Origin of the sequence: Caballeronia sp. LZ043 (assembly GCF_031451075.1) — a bacterium.
In the GTDB taxonomy this organism is placed as follows: domain Bacteria; phylum Pseudomonadota; class Gammaproteobacteria; order Burkholderiales; family Burkholderiaceae; genus Caballeronia.
The window spans coordinates 1,105,100-1,122,529 of the sequence record NZ_JARUXT010000001.1 but is presented as its reverse complement, the minus strand read 5'-3'; the positions used below and the strand labels follow the sequence as shown (position 1 = coordinate 1,122,529).

Here is a 17,430-nt window from a genome sequence, read left to right as displayed (position 1 = left end):
TGCGGCGGCGCGGTGTCGAAGGATACACCCCGAAGTGCGATCCAGCGGAACTACGCTTTCGCCGGAACGATCCGAACCCCTGGCCCGGAAAGGAAAGAGTCCCGGCCATGCTCGTTCGTATGGGGTGTGAGGGGCGCGGACTTGGCCTGCGGTCAAACAGAGCGAGACATGAGGCGTTAATTGAGGAGGCCTGCAAGCGGTGCGGAGCGGGTAAGGAGAGCGACACACGCGCCTTGTCGGTTTGGACCAACAAACTTTCCGCGTACTCTCTCACGAATTGTCGGCGTCTCATGGAGGCGCACGGCTTCAAGGTTCCCCGAGCCGTAGATACCGTGGCTAAGTTCTTCGAGATTATCGAGGCCAGCAAACAGGCGTCCGAACAGCGGGCTGACCGGATAGGTTCAACGTACGGGGACGGTATCCATGCTGTTACGTTCTTCTCGGCCAACGACATGCTGTATCGGGGCGAGCGCTTCAACCTCCAGTGGGCCAAGGCGGGCAAGAAGTGCGAACCTGTCAATGGAAGTGCGACCATTTCCGGGATGCTGAACGGCAAGTCTTTACGGGGTGGCCTGCGGGCGCTGTTGGTGCGGCAGAAGTCCATCCTTCCGCAAGAGTGGAACGCGATTAGGCTAACGGCACAGGAGGCAGAAATGCGTGTGCGTGCTCGGGATGCAATGCAGTACGTGAAAGCGGCACGAGAGGCGCAGCGGGCCGAGCTAGACGCTACCGGCCTCTTTGATACGTTCGCACCAGCAGATTAGAGCCCTCTGGCGGCAGAGCGCTATGAATTGTGCTTATATAGTAGCGAGCAGGCTTCCCGAACATTATCAACCTGCTTTCCGACTTCCCTGCGCATTTCAGAATTTTGAATTTGTTCCTGTGTAACGAGCATTTCAATCTTTTGTTCTGTGCAGGCGTTTCCAAGCGACTGCGCAGCCCTCTTAATCTTATCTTGCTTGAGTTCTTCGTCGCTGCCAGAAACTTTCCCGGCGAGTTCAAATAGGGTGCTCATTGTATCAAGCAAGTACTCTACTGTAAGTTCGTGAGTATTTACCGAGGCAAGCATTGGCTCTCTAATCTTTAAGGTATCTAAGAGTGCGTTGCGAGTATCTATTTCGCGCTCTATCTTGGTTTTTTGGGCTTCTAATTCACGAATCGGGGGAGTGCTCTGCGCGTGCAGTTGCACGGAGAACGAGAACAATAAGCAAACGGTTAGAGCCCTGTGTTTCATTTTATTTATGCCTTTTTCACGATATTTAATAGTCCGGATCACGCTCAAGTGTGCACTTACACAAGTTCGGTCCGTCGCTGAAAGAGTAAAGGGGTATTGAGCGTAACACCGCCCTATTGCCATCAACCAGAAGACAGGACCGAAGGACAGACCATTGCCATTGTGGTTTAGGCCGTGCCTGTCCAGGCGGCGAGACACCAACACTGTCGTATGTCACCGCTGCATGAGGAGCGGAATAGCCGGCCGAACAACCACAGCTCCTCGAATTGCACGCCATTTCGACACCGTTCGCATGTTATGGGAGGCCGGAGAAAACCATCACTAGAGAGTTCAGGACGTGTAGCCTTTGAGCCATCGAAGGTATCCACAAAGGCCGTCAAGGTCCGGGAACAGCGTATTCCTATGAACGCTGTATTTGTAAAGCAGTTCTTGAAAATCGGTTTTCTTGTTACCCGGGATTATTACCTTCGATAGTTCGCCTTCGTCGTACGCGAATTCTGGCTTAGGGTGTACGCTGAAAAGTCCTGACTGCGCGGCAATTCTAGGGCTAACGTGGGTGGGCAGCACCATCGCAAAGTTTTCCACTTTCGTCGGATTTGGATTACCTTCCAGATTCAGCATGGTCTTGTATTGATAAATGTAAATCGCCGCGTCTATTCCAGGGTGTTTTTCTGCGGCAAAGTACAGCGCGACTAAGGGGCGTCGACTCCAATCGAGCAAGCGGGTTGGAAGTCCATGATGCTGAGCCAACGCCAACCAATCCCATGCGGTTTCCGGACGAACTTGCAGGTGGGGCGTAGCATGCGTTCTCAGCAACCACATTAGGTCGCGTTCGACTGTTAATATATCCTGATCTGTTGTCCGTTTGCGCCCCAATGAAGGAATCAACTCATAGGTGGATTTTGCGACGCCACGATAAGCAGTATTGCGGCCGTTCGCTTCAACAAAGTCATGAAAATCGGAGAATGTTTCAGCGCGAATCTCTTTCATGGCATTAATGATCTTAAAATCAATGCGGGTGTGTGTAAGTAACTTAACTTCTCGATATTAAAACCGCCAATGGGGGTAAGCCTAAACGCTGAAATGTCCCGCCATCGTAATCAAGTTATGATACTCCCGCAATGATATGAAACTTGAGTCTGAGCGGGTGCTGTTTTGAATCGCGGTTTTCAAGCCTACCCACGAATCGTTGTTTTCATAAGGTGTTGCGGACCAGACGCCAGAAACGTAGCGGCAGAGCCAGTCGATTACACTTGCTCGCACCTGTCGTCTACCATCGTAGTCATGCTCGGTAGCATTGATTTCGTTGAACACAGCGCTATGATCCGCCACCTGTGAAAGTTTCTGCTGTAGTGAATGTCCATTTTTATCCCGGGCGTATGCATCAAACATCGTTTGATGCGTTACATAGAGCATGGTCAGGAAGCCAAGATATAGTATGTCAAATACGCCGTGGTGTGTGGTAATACGTATCGAGTCAATTATGTCAATGACTCGTTCGAGATCGCGAGTAGTGACTTTCAAGGCTTGAGCTAACAACGCGAGTACTTCCGCAACGGCGCCTCGTCCGTAAATGGTCTCCAAGGGGTTGGAGAATTGAATAGTGTTGTCCAATTTCCGGACGGTCATAAGGGCCGTAATTAATTCCTTAAATCGCGGTTTATCTAATCTAGACTCGTGATCGAAAAATCGCCGCAGATACTTCGAATAGTCAAAACCCTCACCGTATATTGCTCTAATCGAGTGGGCCAATTGCTCGGAGTCAGTGGCGACAATCGTATAAACGTTCGGAACTCGAAAAATGTGCTTAATGTTTTCAAGTAGCTCGATAGCGTACGAAGGCCTACAGCGGTCCATTTCATCGACCATCAAAAATACCGGAAGACTCGCCTTTCCGCCTTCGCTCGCATCAATCGCGAATTGAGCCAAGGCGCTTTTAAAATCGCTAATCGCATTTCGGATATTCTTATTCTCTTTCTCTAAATCTCGCTTGATGGCAGAAGTGATATCCGGCGAGGATTTCTTAGCTTCTTCTATTAGATTTTGCGCATCCAGCCCTGTGAAATTTTTCACGACCGTCAAGGCGATGCTCGGGGCGGACGCCTTTATTACACGGGCGCCTTTCGTTATCACGGCCCGCGCTTGCGACTTCGCTTTTTGCTTTAGGTCCATCCCTTTCGTAAGTTGCTTCTCGACCTCGGTCATGAACCCGACGAACGGATTACTCGAAAAATCGTTCTCCCACGCGTCGAAGAGCACCACAGGATGACCTTCGGCGCGGAGCATCTTGGCCCACTCCGTTAGAAAGTAGGTCTTTCCTAGGCCCCATTCGGCGTTGACGTTGAGCACAAAGCTCTCGTTTCCGGGCACGCTGCCCGCCACCCGATGACGCCCAACGAGGTAACGGGTGAGGAATTCAGCGGCGGCTTTCCGCCCAAGGAGGTCATTCGCGAACGGAAACCCCGGTTCTGCTTGTGTGTCGGCCATGTTAGAAATCGTTGTTATGACGTGGGCATACTTATACCCGCGTTGCCTATGATATTACGGAACGTCGCCTTCAGTGAGTGCGAGCATGTGGACAATTTGCGCGAGGGACTCGTGCGCCTCTGCAACCGATTAGCATGGGGTTAGTCAGGCCTGAAGCCTCACGCTCAGCCGCAGTGCTCGATGATCGTTGCCCATGCGTCTCTAATTCTCGGAAGCAAAAGCATGTCTTTTGTTGTCAATGAGGAGAACCAGACTTTGACGGAAAAAGGGTACCCGCGTAAATATCTCGAATTCTATCAAATCCTTATCCTAGACTAGAGCATTTCTAGTGGATGGACTCATGCGCGGTAATGTTCGCCCAATCGATTTGTCTCGGCTAATTCGCCAGACTCTAAAGCATGGTCCCGATATGCGCATTGCAGAAGCCTTAAGGCACTACGGGCCTCCTTGCGGGATGACGAGTGCTCGCCTTGTTGGCTATTTCGAGATTGGCAAGCATCCTGAAATTAACATGCAAAACCAGGAGGTGCTGCGGGACAAAGTGGACCTCGTTTTTGAGTTGAGCGGCCCGAATTGCGGGCCAGTGGTTACAACGGGAGGTGCTAGGCTGCCTTACCTCGTCACTATCAAGGAAACCATGAGCCTTAACGAGAAATCGAACTTCTATAAACTCTTTACGACCATGAACGCAGCGCACGGCGGTAAGGCGAGGCACATGGTGCAAATGCTTGGCAAGGCCTTCCGCATGGAACTATTTCTACACAAGATCGCAAACGGTACGGCCACGCTTGCGGTTCCGAGGGGTCCTAACGGCTACAACATTCGCGGCGTGACGTACCAAGACGAGGATACGGGCGAGACCAAAACGGTCGTGGTTGATCCCGCGATCACGGAGCTTAAAGCGTTCGTGTGGGACCTCGCGAGTAAGGCTTTTTGGGACAGTATTTATATCCCAGGTGAATATCCCGAAGTAAAAAATGACAAAGGCGAGGTGATTACGCCCAAGCGTCCTCATAATACCATTCAGAACCGAATTAAAGCCGCTGCGAATTTTTCAGAAATTAAGGACCTCGTAGGCGAGTGACCTTTCTTGTATATCAATGTCCCGTTACCTGGAATTTGGCGAAGGCGGTCGCAGAGTAGGTTACTACCCCCCAAGCCGCTGTCAAACTCACTCTCATGTATCCTAGCCGCACAGGAGGAGCGCCCACATGAACCACGATAAATTCGACGCACACATAGACGATGTCTTGGACCTTTCGGCACAACTACGGGCACAAACGCGCCGACTCATGGAGGAGACCGAGCGGCTAGCACGGCGGCCAGTTTGGCTACCTTGGGCGCAGGCGGGCGCGTTCGTGGGCGCTGCGTTCCTGGTCGCGCGTTTCGTGCTCCGGTAACCACCAACCAGTACAGCGTATGACAGAGCAAGAGGCTCTCGACATTGCGGTTAAGGCGGTGGCAATTTACGCAGCGCGCCACCCCCGCCCCGCACATGTCACCATTACCCAAGCGGCGGAAATGCTTGGGCGAAGTAGAAACACGGTAACGGCTATGCTTGCTCGTTATCGAATCCAGCTTAACGCGTGTGGGCAGATACCGATAGAGGCAGTTGATAGGTTGTTAGCCTCTAAAACAGACTAACTCTAACTCAAAGAGGAGATTCTATGCATTGCATGTTTATTGGCCGCCATGGGCGGCTTTTTTAATTGGGCCTGCGTTATGTCACTATCTCCAAATTCTCGGAAAAGTCGGGATTTTCGGAGCATGCCATTCGCGCCAAGATTACGCGGGGCATATGGTTACAGGGTGAGGTATGGCATTGGGCGGGTGGACGACAAATGATTGACGTAAAGGGGTATGAAAAATGGGTAGAGACGGGCGGGGAGTTAGGCCGGGTTCGGAGAGCACTATCATTATCTCCTTCGTCTACAAGGGGATAGAGTGCCGGGAGCGTATCAAGCTCCCACCGACCAAACCAAACCTAAAGCAAGCGGAGCTAATCCGCAGTGAGGTCCTTCTAGCAATCGCCCGGGGGACATTCAGTTACGAGCGAGTCTTTCCGGACTCGCCACGAGCGGCCAAATTTGCGGAGTTCAAAGCGGAGTCGCACCTCGTCTCGGACTACCTAGAGGCGTGGCTTGCGCGACAAAGGAAACTTCTTAAGGCGAGTACGGTGGACGGCTATCGGAAGATTGTCGATTACCACCTAATCCCCAAGTTCGGTAAGAAGAAACTAAGCGAGCTTACCCGGACGGAGTTTAGGACTTGGCTGGAGGGGATGGCTTGCAGCAATAAGCGGCTTGCCAACATTCAGAGCGTGGCCCGCAAAGCATTTGCGGACGCGGTGCAGGAGGAGCCGCCCCTGATGGAAAAGAACCCGCTACACGGGTGGACCTATCGCAAGAAGGAGGCTCCGAAAGAGGAGGATGACGTCGACCCGTTCGGCCAAGCCGAGCAAGCCGCGATTATTGCCGCCCTACCCGACCAAGCTGCGAACATGATCCAGTTTGCTTTCTGGACAGGTCTGCGGACCTCGGAGCTTGTGGCGTTGGAGTGGTCGGACGTCGATTGGCGTAAGGGTGTGGTCGTTATCCGGCGCGCACTGACCACAACGGCAGACGCCCCCGAGGACACCAAGACCAAATCAAGCCGCCGCTCGGTACAGTTGAATGCCCCTGCATTGGACGCGCTGCAAGCTCAGAAGGCGCACACATTCCTGGCCGGTACCGAGGTGTTCCAAGACCCAAGAAGCCGTGTTCGGTGGGCTGGCGACTCACCTATCCGCATCGTGTGGACCCGTGCTCTCAAGGCCGCCAAGGTTCGGTACCGCAAGCCGTATCAAACGCGGCATACATACGCGTCTATGATGCTGTCAGCGGGTGAGCATCCCATGTGGGTAGCAAGGCAGATGGGGCATTCAAACCAGACGACTACGATACGCGTCTATGCTCGATGGATGCCAAGTGCGGACCTGGAGGCAGGCGGTAAAGCCGTAGAGAAATTTGCGACGGGAATGCGTAGATTAAGCGTAGATTCTGAGTCGAAATTAGTCGAAAACGGTCCAAATTAATCGACGCACAGAGAAACAAAAGGCTTAAAAATCAGTGACTTGCTGGCGGAGAGAGGGGGATTCGAACCCCCGATAGGTTTTACCCTATACACGCTTTCCAGGCGTGCGACTTAAACCACTCATCCATCTCTCCGGAAGACCGCGATTATACCAAGTTCCCGCCACTGCGCCAGCCCCTACGGATGGCGAATGTAATCCACCAGTGCGCGCGTATAAGCGTCCGGCTTGCGGTCCAGCAGACTCACCGCGATCGCCACCGCGAACCCTGCCGGCACGCCGAACACCCCCGAACTGATCGGCTCGATGCCAAACCAGCGCGCCCCCGCAAACCCGGTGAGCTGCACGAAGAACGGATAAGTCGACACGATGTAGTACACGCACACCACCAGCCCCGCGATCATCCCGGCGACGACCCCGCGCTGCGTCGTGCGCTTCCAGAACACGCCGAGCACCAGCGCCGGAAACAGACTCGACGCCGCCAGCGAGAACGCCGCGCCCACCAGGAACAGGATGTTGCCCGCATTCAACGACGCCACATACGACGCCAGCAGCGCCACGCCCAGCAGCAGGATCTTCGAGATGGTCACGCGCCGCTGACTGCTCGCGCCGCGATCCACCATGCAGTAATAGACATCGTGCGAGAGCGCATTGGCGATCGTCAGCAGCAGTCCATCGGCTGTCGAGAGCGCTGCCGCCAGTGCGCCCGCCGCAATCAGCCCCGAGATCACATACGGTAGCCCCGCAATCTCCGGCGCGGCCAGCACCACCATGTCCGGCTGCATCTGGATGCCTGCCCAGCGCACGATGCCATCGCCATTCACGTCGCTGATCCGGATCAGATAGGGTTCCACGCGTCGCCACTGCGTAACCCATTGCGGCAGATCCGCGAACCGATGCCCCACCAGTCCCGTCAGGATCTCGTGCTTGATCAGCACCGCGAGCACCGGCACCGTCAGATAGAACAGCGCGACGAAGAACAGCGTCCAGCCGACCGAACGCCGCGCCGATGCCACCGACGTCGTCGTGTTGTAGCGCGTGAGAATGTGCGGCAGGCTCGCCGTGCCGATCGAAAGACACAGCAGCAACGCCAGGAAGTTCACCTTGTGCACGCGCGGGCTCTCGTCGCTGGCGGAGCCTGGCGCGAAGGCTTCGGCCATCGGCACGGGAGCGGCCACGCGTTCGCTCAGCGCATCGCGCTCGCGCGTCCACTTGACCTGCGCATCGGCGGGATCGCGCGGAAACGCGGCCAGTTCCCGCTCCCGTTCGTTGATCTCGCGCAGCGGCCCGTTATGCCGCCGCAACTCGGCGATCTCCGCCGTCAGCCGCGCATGCTCGACGTGGAACGACTGTGGCAACGCGTCGATGCGCTCCTGAACCCGCGCCGCCTGCCGCTGGAAATCGGCACGCACGCGCGCCTCGTCCGGCGACACCGCCACCGCCCGCTCCAGCGCCTCGACCCGCTCCATCACGCGGCCATAGTTCAGTTGCGGGAACCAGCCGAGACCTTCACGATGCGCGATCATCGACACGGGAATCAGCATCGCGCTGATGAGGATGATGTACTGCGCCACCTGCGTCCACGTCACGGCGCGCATGCCGCCGAGAAACGAGCACACGAGGATGCCCGCGAGCCCGCAGAAGATGCCGATCGAAAACTCGATGCCGATGAAGCGCGAAGCAATCAGCCCGATGCCCTGGATCTGCGCAACGAGATACACGAACGAACAGAGAATCGCCGCGACGGCCGCCAGCGCGCGCACCAGGTTGCTCGAAAAGCGCGTGCCGAGAAAGTCGGGAATGGTGTAGCGGGCGAGCTTGCGCACGTACGGCGCAAGCAGGAACGCGACGAGACAGTAGCCGCCCGTCCAGCCCATCACGTAGGCGAGGCCGTCGTAGCCGCTCGCATAGATGGAACCCGCGAGGCCGATGAACGACGCCGCCGACAGCCAGTCGGCGGCCGTCGCCATGCCATTGAACGCCGACGGCACGCGGCGCCCCGCCACGTAGTACTCAACCAGGTCCGAGGTGCGCGACAGCAGGCCGATCACCGCATAGACCGCGATCGGCACGAACAGGAACACATAGCCGATCCACGTGCCCGGTCCCGTCGTGCGCTCGATGCGCTCCATCAGGAAGATGAACAGCAGGAAGCCGAGCGTATAGAGCGCGTAGGACAGGATCAGCCGGTTCGTGAGCTTCATGCGCCCTCGCCCTGTTCCGCGCGGGCGACGCGCAGCAGGCGCGCATCGGCGACCTGCATCAGCACGATATAGACGACGATCAGCCCGACATACACCAGGATCGCGCCCTGCGCGCCGAAATAGAACGGCAACGGGAAGCCCGCGACGCGCACGTGATCGACGCGTTGCGCCACCAGCGGCAAGCCGAACGAGACGACGAAGCCGATCGTCATCAGCACGGCAATGAGTGCGAGGTTGAAGCGCCAGTACGTGCGATGCGCGCGCGCCATCGCGGCCGAGACGGGCGGCGGGGAAGCGGGCGGCTGGCTGGAGGAATCGGCGGGAGGGGTGGCCATGCGGTTTTTTAACAAAACCGCATGGCATCGGCAATCAGGATCGACCGCGGCGCTCAACGAGCAGCCGCGATCCTTGAAGCATCAGCGCGCTTCGCCCAGTTGATCGAGGATCGCGGGGTTTTCGAGCGTGGACACGTCCTGGGTGATCTCCTCGCCCTTCGCGAGCGAGCGCAGCAAGCGCCGCATGATCTTCCCGGAACGCGTCTTCGGCAGGTTCTCGCCGAAGCGGATGTCCTTCGGCTTCGCGATCGGGCCGATCTCCTTGCCGACCCAGTTGCGCAACTCGGTCGCGATCTGCTTCGCTTCGTCGCCTTCGGGACGCGCGCGCTTCAGCACGACGAACGCCACCACGGCTTCGCCGGTCGTGTCGTCCGGACGGCCGACCACCGCCGCTTCCGCGACCAGCGGATTGGCCACCAGCGCCGACTCGATTTCCATCGTGCCCAGACGATGCCCCGAGACGTTCAGCACGTCGTCGATGCGGCCCATGATCGTGAAATAACCCGTGGTCTTGTCGCGCACCGCGCCGTCGCCGGCCAGATACAGCTTGCCGCCGAGTTCCTCGGGGAAGTAGCTGGTCTGGTAACGCTTCGGGTCGCCCCAGACGTTGCGCAGCATCGACGGCCATGGCCGCTTCACGACCAGGATGCCGCCCTGCCCGTTCGGCACGTCCTGACCGGTCTCGTCCACCACCGCGGCCATGATGCCCGGCAGCGGCAGCGTGCAGGAACCCGGCACCAGCGGCGTCGCGCCCGGCAGCGGCGTGATCATGTGGCCGCCGGTCTCGGTCTGCCACCACGTATCGACGATCGGACACTGCCCGCGCCCGACATTCTCGTGATACCAGACCCACGCTTCCGGATTGATCGGCTCGCCGACCGTGCCGAGGATGCGCAGCGTCGACAGGTCGAAGCTTTTCGGATGCACCTTCGCATCCGCTTCCGACACCTTGATGAGCGAGCGGATGGCCGTCGGCGCGGTGTAGAAGATCGTGACCTTGTGGCGGCCGATCATCTCCCAGAACCGTCCCGCGTGCGGATACGTGGGCACGCCCTCGAACATCACCTGGGTCGCGCCGATGGCGAGCGGCCCGTACGCGATATAGCTATGCCCGGTGATCCAGCCGATGTCCGCCGTGCACCAGAAGACATCGCCCGGCTTCATGTCGAAGGTCCACTTCATGGTCTGCGCGGCCCACAGCAACAGGCCGGCCGTGCTGTGCTGCACGCCCTTCGGCTTGCCCGTCGAACCCGACGTGTAGAGGATGAACAGCGGATGTTCCGCGCCCACCCACTCCGGTTCGCATTGGCTCGATTCGTTCTCGACGATCTCGTGCAGCCACGCGTCGCGCCCCTCGGTCCAGCCGATCTTGCCGCCGGTGCGGCGATACACGATCACGTCCTTGACCTTGTCGCAGCCGCCCGCGGCCAGCGCTTCGTCGGCGATGCTCTTGAGCGGCAGCGCCTTGCCGCCGCGCATCTGCTCGTCCGCCGTGATGAGCGCGACCGCGCCGACATCGACGAGACGCTCGTTGAGCGACTTCGACGAGAACCCGCCGAACACCACCGAATGCGTGGCGCCGATGCGCGCGCACGCCTGCATCGCGACCACGCCTTCCACCGACATCGGCAGATAGATGACGACGCGGTCGCCCTTCTTCACGCCGCGCTTCTTGAGCGCATTGGCGAGACGGCACACGCGCTCGAGCAGGTCCTGATAGGTGATGTGGGTGACGGTGCCGTCGTCGGCTTCGAAGATGATCGCGTTGTCATTGCCGCGGCCCGCTTCGATATGGCGGTCGAGACAGTTGTACGACGCATTGAGTTCGCCGTCCTCGAACCACGTATAGAACGGCGCCTTCGTTTCATCCAGCACCTTCGTGAATGGCTTGTGCCAGGCGAGCGCCTCGCGTGCAAGGCCGGCCCAGAAACCTTCGTAATCTTTCTCTGCCTGGGCGACGAGCGCCTGATACGCGTCCATGCCGGCAATGGCCGCATCCGCCGTTGCCTTGGCCGACGGCGGGAAGATGCGTTTTTCGTGAAGAACTGATTCGATCGCAGACATCGACAACCTCTCTGATGGTGTTTCCAAAATCCGCCGGCGCCCGCATCGCTGAATGGGCTGCGTGCGCCGCATGTTGTGGGATCCGTCGGCGGAAACGCGCGGCGTTTCCGGACCCGATCCTGTCTCCGTTCTTGTGGCCGGCGCCGCCGTCATGGCGCGCGCGTCCGGCCATTGCGAAGGCCCGCGCCGGGCGGCACGGGCACATGCCGCGGCGCCTTGTGTGGCCGCGGACATGCCGCATCGACTTCAAGCATCGACTTCAAGATAAGCCGCCCAACTTACCCGCTTCTTACGCGTGCCGGCCAATGAACACGGGGTATACGCGAAGTGCGCGCGTGTTGCGCATGCGCCCCGCAATCGTAACTGAACTGACTCCCGGTGCGGTACCCGGCCCGGACCGGCGCGCGATTCTTTTGATCGAAACCATGCTTTCCGCCGCGCGCCCCCCTGCGCCGCTCCCTTTGCGTCACCCCGGCCCATGCGGCGCAACGTTCGCGCAGACTGTCACGCCGACGCGCTACAATACCGGGCTTTCCCTGACCGCGAACGTGCTCGAATCCGCATCGAGTCCGCATTCCGCCGGCTCTTGCCATTGCTTTCAGGTTCAGCCGCCGTCGGCTTCGTCCGTTTCATCCGTTTCGTCTGTTTCTCGTCGACTGAAAAGCCGCTCATGTCCGCTCCCAAGCACACTCCCGGTTCCGTTCGGCCCGGCGCGATGAAGGCGCTGCCCAGAATCATCTTCATGAGCCGCTGGCTGCAGGTGCCGCTCTATCTCGGGCTGATCGTCGCGCAAGGCGTGTATGTCGTGCTCTTCCTGAAGGAAGTCTGGCATCTCGTCACGCACGCAATGACGCTCGACGAAACCAACATCATGCTCGTCGTGCTCGGCCTGATCGATGTGGTGATGATCTCGAACCTGCTCATCATGGTGATCGTCGGCGGCTACGAGACCTTCGTGTCGCGGCTGGGCGTCGAGGGCCACCCCGACGAACCCGAATGGCTCGATCACGTCAACGCCGGCGTGCTGAAGGTCAAGCTCTCGATGGCGCTCATCAGCATCTCGTCCATCCATCTGCTCAAGACCTTCATCAACCCCGATCAGCACACCTTCCATACCGTGCTGTGGCAAGTGATCATCCACGTGGCCTTCCTGCTGTCCGCGCTCATCATGGCGTATGTCGACAAGCTGACCACGCACACGCATCCGCGGCACTTTCACGACGAGTCCTTCGCGCCGCCGCGCGGCGCAGCAGACTGAACGTCACCTGAAACGCCGCATGAGCGTCACATGAGCGTCACATGAAGCGTCGCCTGAACGCACACCAGAAAAAATTTCGTCCCCCAGAGCCTCGAGCCATGACCGTCATCAAACAGGAAGACCTGATCCAGAGCATTGCGGATTCCCTGCAGTACATCAGCTACTACCATCCGCTCGACTACATCCAGGCGCTCGGCCGCGCCTACGAGCTGGAAGAAAGCCCGGCGGCGAAGGACGCCATCGCGCAGATCCTCACCAACAGCCGCATGTGCGCCGAAGGGAAGCGCCCGATCTGCCAGGACACGGGCATCGTGACGGTGTTCGTGAAGGTGGGCATGGACGTGCGCTGGGGCAGCGACAACGGCGGTGCGACGATGTCCGTCACCGACATGATCAACGAAGGCGTGCGCCGCGGTTACCTGAACCCGGACAACGTGCTGCGCGCGTCCATCGTCTCGCCGCCCGAAGGCGGCCGCAAGAACACCAGGGACAACACGCCGGCCGTGATCCACTACGAGATCGTGCCGGGCGACAAGGTCGACGTGCAGGTCGCGGCCAAGGGCGGCGGCTCGGAGAACAAGTCGAAGTTCGCGATGCTGAACCCGTCGGACTCGATCGTCGACTGGATCATCAAGACCGTGCCGACCATGGGCGCCGGCTGGTGTCCGCCAGGCATGCTCGGCATCGGCATCGGCGGGACCGCGGAAAAGGCGATGGTCATGGCGAAGGAATCGCTGATGGACCCCATCGACATCCAGGATGTCATCGCGCGCGGCCCCAGGGACTGGATCGAGGAACTGCGCGTCGAGCTGCATGAGAAGGTGAATGCGCTCGGCATCGGCGCGCAGGGTCTCGGCGGCCTCGCCACCGTGCTCGACGTCAAGATCATGGCCGCGCCGACGCATGCGGCCTCGAAGCCCGTCGCGATCATCCCGAACTGCGCCGCGACCCGTCACGCGCACTTCACGCTCGACGGCAGCGGCGCCGCGAAGCTCGCAGCGCCGCCGCTCGACGCCTGGCCTGACGTCACGTGGCAGCCCAACACCGAGACGAGCCAGCGCGTCGACCTGAACACGCTGACGCCCGAGGAAGTAACCTCGTGGAAGCCCGGCCAGACGCTGCTGCTGTCGGGCAAGATGCTCACGGGACGCGACGCCGCGCACAAGCGCATCGCCGACATGCTCGCCGCCGGCGAAAAGCTGCCGGTCGACTTCACGAACCGCGTGATCTATTACGTAGGCCCGGTCGATCCGGTGCGCGACGAAGCCGTCGGCCCGGCAGGCCCGACCACGGCCACGCGCATGGACAAGTTCACGGAAACGATGCTGGCGCAAACCGGCCTCATCTCGATGATCGGCAAGGCCGAACGCGGCCCGGTCGCCATCGAGTCGATCAGGAAGCACAAGGCGGCCTATCTGATGGCGGTCGGCGGAGCGGCGTATCTTGTGTCGAAGGCGATTCGCGAGGCGAAGGTGCTCGCGTTTGAAGACCTCGGCATGGAAGCCATCTACGAATTCGACGTGCAGGACATGCCGGTGACGGTTGCCGTCGATTCGAACGGCACCTCGGTCCACAAGACGGGACCGGCCGAATGGCAGGCGAAGATCGGCAAGATTCCGGTCGCCACGGTCTGAGGCGGGATCGACGGTTGCCTGTCGCAATGGTCAGCTGACAGGCAACCCGTCAACGAAAGAGCCGGGCACGCGCCCGGCTCTTTTCTTTGAGATTGCGCCCATCGAGAAGGGTTTTCATTCTCAGTTTCATCTCGAAAAAAAAATTTCTACTCAACCTTGGCTTTGTCACGCACAAGGTTTATCTTTCTCAAAATCCCACGTTACAGACAGGAAATCAAGCCATGCAAGGCGACGCGAAAGTCATCGAATATCTGAACTCGCAGTTGAAGAACGAACTGACCGCGATCAATCAATACTTCCTACACGCCCGGATGTACCAGCACTGGGGCCTCGAAAAGCTCAACAAGCACGAGTACGACGAATCGATCGGCGAAATGAAGCACGCCGACTGGCTCATCCAGCGCGTCTTCATGCTCGACGGACTGCCGAACCTGCAGGACCTGCACAAGCTGCTGATCGGCGAGGAAACCAAGGAAATCCTCGAGTGCGATCTGAAGCTTGAGCAAATTTCCCAGTCCACCTGCAAGGAAGCCATCGCCTATTGCGAATCCGTGCGTGACTTCGTCTCGCGCGAGATCTTCGAGAAGATCCTGCACGACACGGAAGAGCACATCGACTGGCTGGAAACGCAACTGGATCTGATCGACAAGGTCGGCATCCAGAACTACCAGCAAACCATGATGGGCGATCACGAGTAATCCGTTCGTCACGATGCCCGTCAGCGCAGTATCCCCGCTTGCCCTGCCCCCACGCGCCGCGCTGGACGCGAGCGCGCCGGTCGGCATTTTCGATTCCGGCCTGGGCGGGCTGTCGGTGCTGCGCGCCGTGCGCGCCATCCTGCCGCACGAACGTCTGATCTACGTCGCCGACTCGCTTCACGCGCCATACGGCGAAAAAACCGACGCATTCATCGGCGAACGCACGCTGGCCATCGGCGAATGGCTCGTGTCGCAGGGCGCGAAGGCGCTGGTGGTCGCCTGCAATACCGCAACCGCGCAGTCCATCGCGCTGGTGCGTGAGCGTTTGTCCATTCCGCTCGTCGGCGTGGAGCCGGGCGTCAAGCCGGCGGCGGGCGTGTCGCGCTCGCGCGTGGTCGGCGTGCTGGCCACGGCGGTGACGCTGCGTTCCGCGCGTTTCCAGTCGCTGCTCGACCGCTACGCCGGCGACTGCCGCTTCATCTGCCAGGCGGGACACGGCCTGGTGCAGGCGGTGGAACGCGGCGACACGTCGTCGCCCGCCCTCATGGCGCTGCTCGAAAGCTACCTTTCCCCCATGCTGGACGCGGGCGCTGACACGCTCGTGCTCGGCTGCACGCACTACCCTTTTCTGGACGGCGCCATCCGCGCGATTGCCGGCGAACGCCTGCACATCGTGGACACGAGCGTGGCCATCGCCCGGCAGCTCGAACGCCTGCTCGATACCCACGCGCGCCGTTCGGACGCGGCGTCGGCGGATCTTTTGCCCCGCTTCTGTTCCACGGCGGACGGCGAATCGCAGCGCCAGCTCGCTGCTGCCCTGCTCAGGCTCGACGCGCCAGTCGAGCATGTCTGGATCCCCTCCGGCCTTTCACGGCTCGCCGAACCCGACATCGCGTGAGGGTTTCTCGCCCGCCGCGCGCCCTGCGCCGCGCGCTTTCCCGCGCCAGCGCTGGCCGCTAGCAACAAATCTGCTAACTTGCCTGGTCTGTTACAAAAAACACAGAGCCCCGCTTGCATTGGTGCGCAAGTCGAATGATAATAATTCGCATTAACGCAAGCTTTCGCGAACGATCATGATTGTCTGTGTCTGCAAATCAGTGTCCGACCGCAAGATCCGAGCATCCATCGCCGAGGGTGTGGACACCTTCGACGAACTCCAGTTCGAGCTCGGCGTGGCCATGTGCTGCGGCAAGTGCGAGGAGAGCGTTCGCGACGTGATGGCACAGAGCGGCGTGTGCGCCGCGCAGTGTGGCGTCGAGCCGCGCGAGCACGTGGCGCCGCTGACGTTCTATGAGCGCAAGGCGGCCTGAAGCCAGGCCGCAGGTTCCGGCGTCGCGCTTCCGCGGCGGCGCCCGCAGTCTTTCAAGCTTTTTTGCCAGTTTCGCTGTCCGATTTCCGAAACGCCTTCAGCAAGCCAGGTTACCTTCGAACATCCGGTCACTTCCAGCTAGCCAAGCACCTCCCCCGAGCAACCCTTATCCCTGGAGGGAACCATGGAATTGCTGATCGGTTTCGTGACCACCCTGTTTATTTCATTGCTGATCTTTCGAACATGACGTCGCCTGGTTTCCTGTTTCTCCGTTGCGCCGGATCCGCCCAGATGCTGGACTTCAAGCTGAAACGAACCCGCGGCATGATCGGCATCAATTCACACCGCACCACAAGCAGCACTCAAAGCAGCCAATAAGAATGCAGTCCCCGACCACTACTCCCGCCGCTTTCCAGACGGCGCCGGCATCGAGCGCCAGTCCGCGCGTGATTGCCGCGTGTGCCGCCGTCGTCGTGCTTCATGCAGTCCTGCTCGGCGTCGCGATGACGATGCACAACGAGCCGCCGCCGCGCCCGATCGAAGCCAAGTCGATCACCGCGCAGCTCATCAGCGAAACGCCGCAGCCCGCGCCGCAGCCGGTCGCGGTCGAAACGCCGCCGCCGCCCAAGCCGCTTCCGAAGCCGGTCCCGAAGCCGCTGCCCAAGCCCAAGGTCAAGCCGAAGATCGAGCCGAAGCCCACGCCGATGCCGGTCACCGAAGCGCCGTCGCAAATCGCCGCGCCCGCGCCGGATCCCACTCCGCCCGCGCCGGCGCAGCCGGCCCCGCCGCCCACCGCGCCCGCCATCGGCAAGCCGAGCATGGATCTCGCCGCGCCGAAGAACGTCGCGCGGCTGAGCTGCAATATCGCAGAGCCGGAGTATCCGGCCATGGCCAAGCGCCGCGGCGAAACAGGCACGGCGACCGTGCGGCTGACGGTCGGCGTGTCGGGCAAGATCGAGAACATCACGCTGCAGAAAAGCAGCGGCTCGTCGCGGCTGGATGACGCCGCGCTCGCGGCGGTACGCAGCAGCGCGTGCAGTCCGTACAAGGAAAATGGCGAAGCGATCCGCGCTACCGCCACGGTGCCATTCGTATTCAGTCTCAACGACTGACCGGTTTTTTTAGATACAAGGAAAG

Annotated in this window: 16 protein-coding genes and 1 tRNA gene; 10 read left to right on the top strand and 7 right to left on the bottom strand. The window is 59.8% G+C overall.

Annotation, left to right across the window (positions count from 1 at the left end; genetic code table 11):
* Positions 1-290 precede the first annotated feature (290 nt).
* Positions 291-764: a hypothetical protein gene (locus tag QCE64_RS04920; RefSeq protein ID WP_310002889.1), complete on the top strand. Its 474-nt coding sequence runs from the start codon at positions 291-293 to the stop codon at positions 762-764.
* 20 nt (positions 765-784) lie between these two features.
* Here the strand turns inward: QCE64_RS04920 and QCE64_RS04915 are convergent, their stop codons facing one another.
* From QCE64_RS04915 to QCE64_RS04905, 3 genes are all read right to left on the bottom strand, one after another.
* Complete coding sequence (locus tag QCE64_RS04915) at positions 785-1,234, bottom strand: hypothetical protein (RefSeq protein WP_310002887.1); 450 nt, start codon at positions 1,232-1,234, stop codon at positions 785-787.
* Positions 1,235-1,564: 330 nt separating this feature from the next.
* Positions 1,565-2,224: an FRG domain-containing protein gene (locus QCE64_RS04910; RefSeq protein WP_310002885.1), complete on the bottom strand. Its 660-nt coding sequence runs from the start codon at positions 2,222-2,224 to the stop codon at positions 1,565-1,567.
* Between the two features lie 81 nt (positions 2,225-2,305).
* Positions 2,306-3,721: a P-loop NTPase fold protein gene (locus QCE64_RS04905; RefSeq protein WP_310002883.1), complete on the bottom strand. Its 1,416-nt coding sequence runs from the start codon at positions 3,719-3,721 to the stop codon at positions 2,306-2,308.
* Between the two features lie 409 nt (positions 3,722-4,130).
* Between QCE64_RS04905 and QCE64_RS04900 the strand changes: the two genes are divergently transcribed.
* The 3 genes from QCE64_RS04900 to QCE64_RS04890 all read left to right on the top strand — a co-directional run bounded on the left by QCE64_RS04900 (position 4,131) and on the right by QCE64_RS04890 (position 6,794).
* Entirely contained in the window at positions 4,131-4,805 is a 675-nt protein-coding gene (locus QCE64_RS04900) for a hypothetical protein (protein ID WP_310002880.1), read from the top strand.
* 335 nt (positions 4,806-5,140) lie between these two features.
* Complete coding sequence (locus QCE64_RS04895) at positions 5,141-5,365, top strand: helix-turn-helix domain-containing protein (RefSeq protein WP_310002878.1); 225 nt, start codon at positions 5,141-5,143, stop codon at positions 5,363-5,365.
* A gap of 223 nt (positions 5,366-5,588) precedes the next feature.
* A complete protein-coding gene (locus tag QCE64_RS04890) occupies positions 5,589-6,794 on the top strand; it encodes a tyrosine-type recombinase/integrase (protein ID WP_310002876.1) in 1,206 nt (401 codons plus the stop codon).
* A 43-nt stretch (positions 6,795-6,837) separates the two neighbouring features.
* Here the strand turns inward: QCE64_RS04890 and QCE64_RS04885 are convergent.
* The 4 genes from QCE64_RS04885 to acs form a co-directional block, all read right to left on the bottom strand.
* A tRNA-Ser gene (locus tag QCE64_RS04885) sits at positions 6,838-6,927 on the bottom strand.
* Positions 6,928-6,970: 43 nt separating this feature from the next.
* Positions 6,971-8,995: a sodium:solute symporter family protein gene (locus tag QCE64_RS04880; RefSeq protein ID WP_309915117.1), complete on the bottom strand. Its 2,025-nt coding sequence runs from the start codon at positions 8,993-8,995 to the stop codon at positions 6,971-6,973.
* Entirely contained in the window at positions 8,992-9,330 is a 339-nt protein-coding gene (locus QCE64_RS04875) for a DUF4212 domain-containing protein (RefSeq protein WP_309807956.1), read from the bottom strand. Before QCE64_RS04875 ends, QCE64_RS04880 begins: the two co-directional genes overlap by 4 nt.
* A gap of 81 nt (positions 9,331-9,411) precedes the next feature.
* A complete protein-coding gene (gene acs, locus QCE64_RS04870; RefSeq protein WP_310002874.1) occupies positions 9,412-11,394 on the bottom strand; it encodes an acetate--CoA ligase in 1,983 nt (660 codons plus the stop codon).
* A 670-nt stretch (positions 11,395-12,064) separates the two neighbouring features.
* Here acs and QCE64_RS04865 point away from each other — a divergent pair.
* The 6 genes from QCE64_RS04865 to QCE64_RS04840 all read left to right on the top strand — a co-directional run bounded on the left by QCE64_RS04865 (position 12,065) and on the right by QCE64_RS04840 (position 17,405).
* Complete coding sequence (locus QCE64_RS04865; protein WP_309915111.1) at positions 12,065-12,652, top strand: TIGR00645 family protein; 588 nt, start codon at positions 12,065-12,067, stop codon at positions 12,650-12,652.
* A gap of 98 nt (positions 12,653-12,750) precedes the next feature.
* Positions 12,751-14,286 carry a fumarate hydratase gene (locus tag QCE64_RS04860; protein ID WP_310002871.1) on the top strand — a complete coding sequence of 512 codons (1,536 nt, stop codon included), beginning with the start codon at positions 12,751-12,753 and terminating at the stop codon, positions 14,284-14,286.
* A 221-nt stretch (positions 14,287-14,507) separates the two neighbouring features.
* Positions 14,508-14,984: a bacterioferritin gene (gene bfr / locus QCE64_RS04855; RefSeq protein WP_035506542.1), complete on the top strand. Its 477-nt coding sequence runs from the start codon at positions 14,508-14,510 to the stop codon at positions 14,982-14,984.
* A gap of 13 nt (positions 14,985-14,997) precedes the next feature.
* Positions 14,998-15,882 carry a glutamate racemase gene (murI, locus tag QCE64_RS04850; RefSeq protein ID WP_310002869.1) on the top strand — a complete coding sequence of 295 codons (885 nt, stop codon included), beginning with the start codon at positions 14,998-15,000 and terminating at the stop codon, positions 15,880-15,882.
* A 175-nt stretch (positions 15,883-16,057) separates the two neighbouring features.
* Positions 16,058-16,294, top strand: coding sequence for a (2Fe-2S)-binding protein (locus QCE64_RS04845; RefSeq protein ID WP_309915102.1), 237 nt, complete (start codon positions 16,058-16,060; stop codon positions 16,292-16,294).
* Positions 16,295-16,673: 379 nt separating this feature from the next.
* Entirely contained in the window at positions 16,674-17,405 is a 732-nt protein-coding gene (locus tag QCE64_RS04840) for an energy transducer TonB (protein WP_309915098.1), read from the top strand.
* Positions 17,406-17,430: the final 25 nt, after the last annotated feature.

Bases quoted from the DNA above. Each gene is read 5' to 3' on its own strand.
- QCE64_RS04920 (WP_310002889.1), top strand. From the start codon at position 291: ATGGAGGCGCACGGCTTCAAGGTTCCCCGAGCCGTAGATACCGTGGCT.
- QCE64_RS04915 (WP_310002887.1), bottom strand. From the start codon at position 1,234: ATGAAACACAGGGCTCTAACCGTTTGCTTATTGTTCTCGTTCTCCGTG.
- QCE64_RS04910 (WP_310002885.1), bottom strand. From the start codon at position 2,224: ATGAAAGAGATTCGCGCTGAAACATTCTCCGATTTTCATGACTTTGTT.
- QCE64_RS04905 (WP_310002883.1), bottom strand. From the start codon at position 3,721: ATGGCCGACACACAAGCAGAACCGGGGTTTCCGTTCGCGAATGACCTC.
- QCE64_RS04900 (WP_310002880.1), top strand. From the start codon at position 4,131: ATGCGCATTGCAGAAGCCTTAAGGCACTACGGGCCTCCTTGCGGGATG.
- QCE64_RS04895 (WP_310002878.1), top strand. From the start codon at position 5,141: ATGACAGAGCAAGAGGCTCTCGACATTGCGGTTAAGGCGGTGGCAATT.
- QCE64_RS04890 (WP_310002876.1), top strand. From the start codon at position 5,589: ATGGGTAGAGACGGGCGGGGAGTTAGGCCGGGTTCGGAGAGCACTATC.
- QCE64_RS04880 (WP_309915117.1), bottom strand. From the start codon at position 8,995: ATGAAGCTCACGAACCGGCTGATCCTGTCCTACGCGCTCTATACGCTC.
- QCE64_RS04875 (WP_309807956.1), bottom strand. From the start codon at position 9,330: ATGGCCACCCCTCCCGCCGATTCCTCCAGCCAGCCGCCCGCTTCCCCG.
- acs (WP_310002874.1), bottom strand. From the start codon at position 11,394: ATGTCTGCGATCGAATCAGTTCTTCACGAAAAACGCATCTTCCCGCCG.
- QCE64_RS04865 (WP_309915111.1), top strand. From the start codon at position 12,065: ATGTCCGCTCCCAAGCACACTCCCGGTTCCGTTCGGCCCGGCGCGATG.
- QCE64_RS04860 (WP_310002871.1), top strand. From the start codon at position 12,751: ATGACCGTCATCAAACAGGAAGACCTGATCCAGAGCATTGCGGATTCC.
- bfr (WP_035506542.1), top strand. From the start codon at position 14,508: ATGCAAGGCGACGCGAAAGTCATCGAATATCTGAACTCGCAGTTGAAG.
- murI (WP_310002869.1), top strand. From the start codon at position 14,998: ATGCCCGTCAGCGCAGTATCCCCGCTTGCCCTGCCCCCACGCGCCGCG.
- QCE64_RS04845 (WP_309915102.1), top strand. From the start codon at position 16,058: ATGATTGTCTGTGTCTGCAAATCAGTGTCCGACCGCAAGATCCGAGCA.
- QCE64_RS04840 (WP_309915098.1), top strand. From the start codon at position 16,674: ATGCAGTCCCCGACCACTACTCCCGCCGCTTTCCAGACGGCGCCGGCA.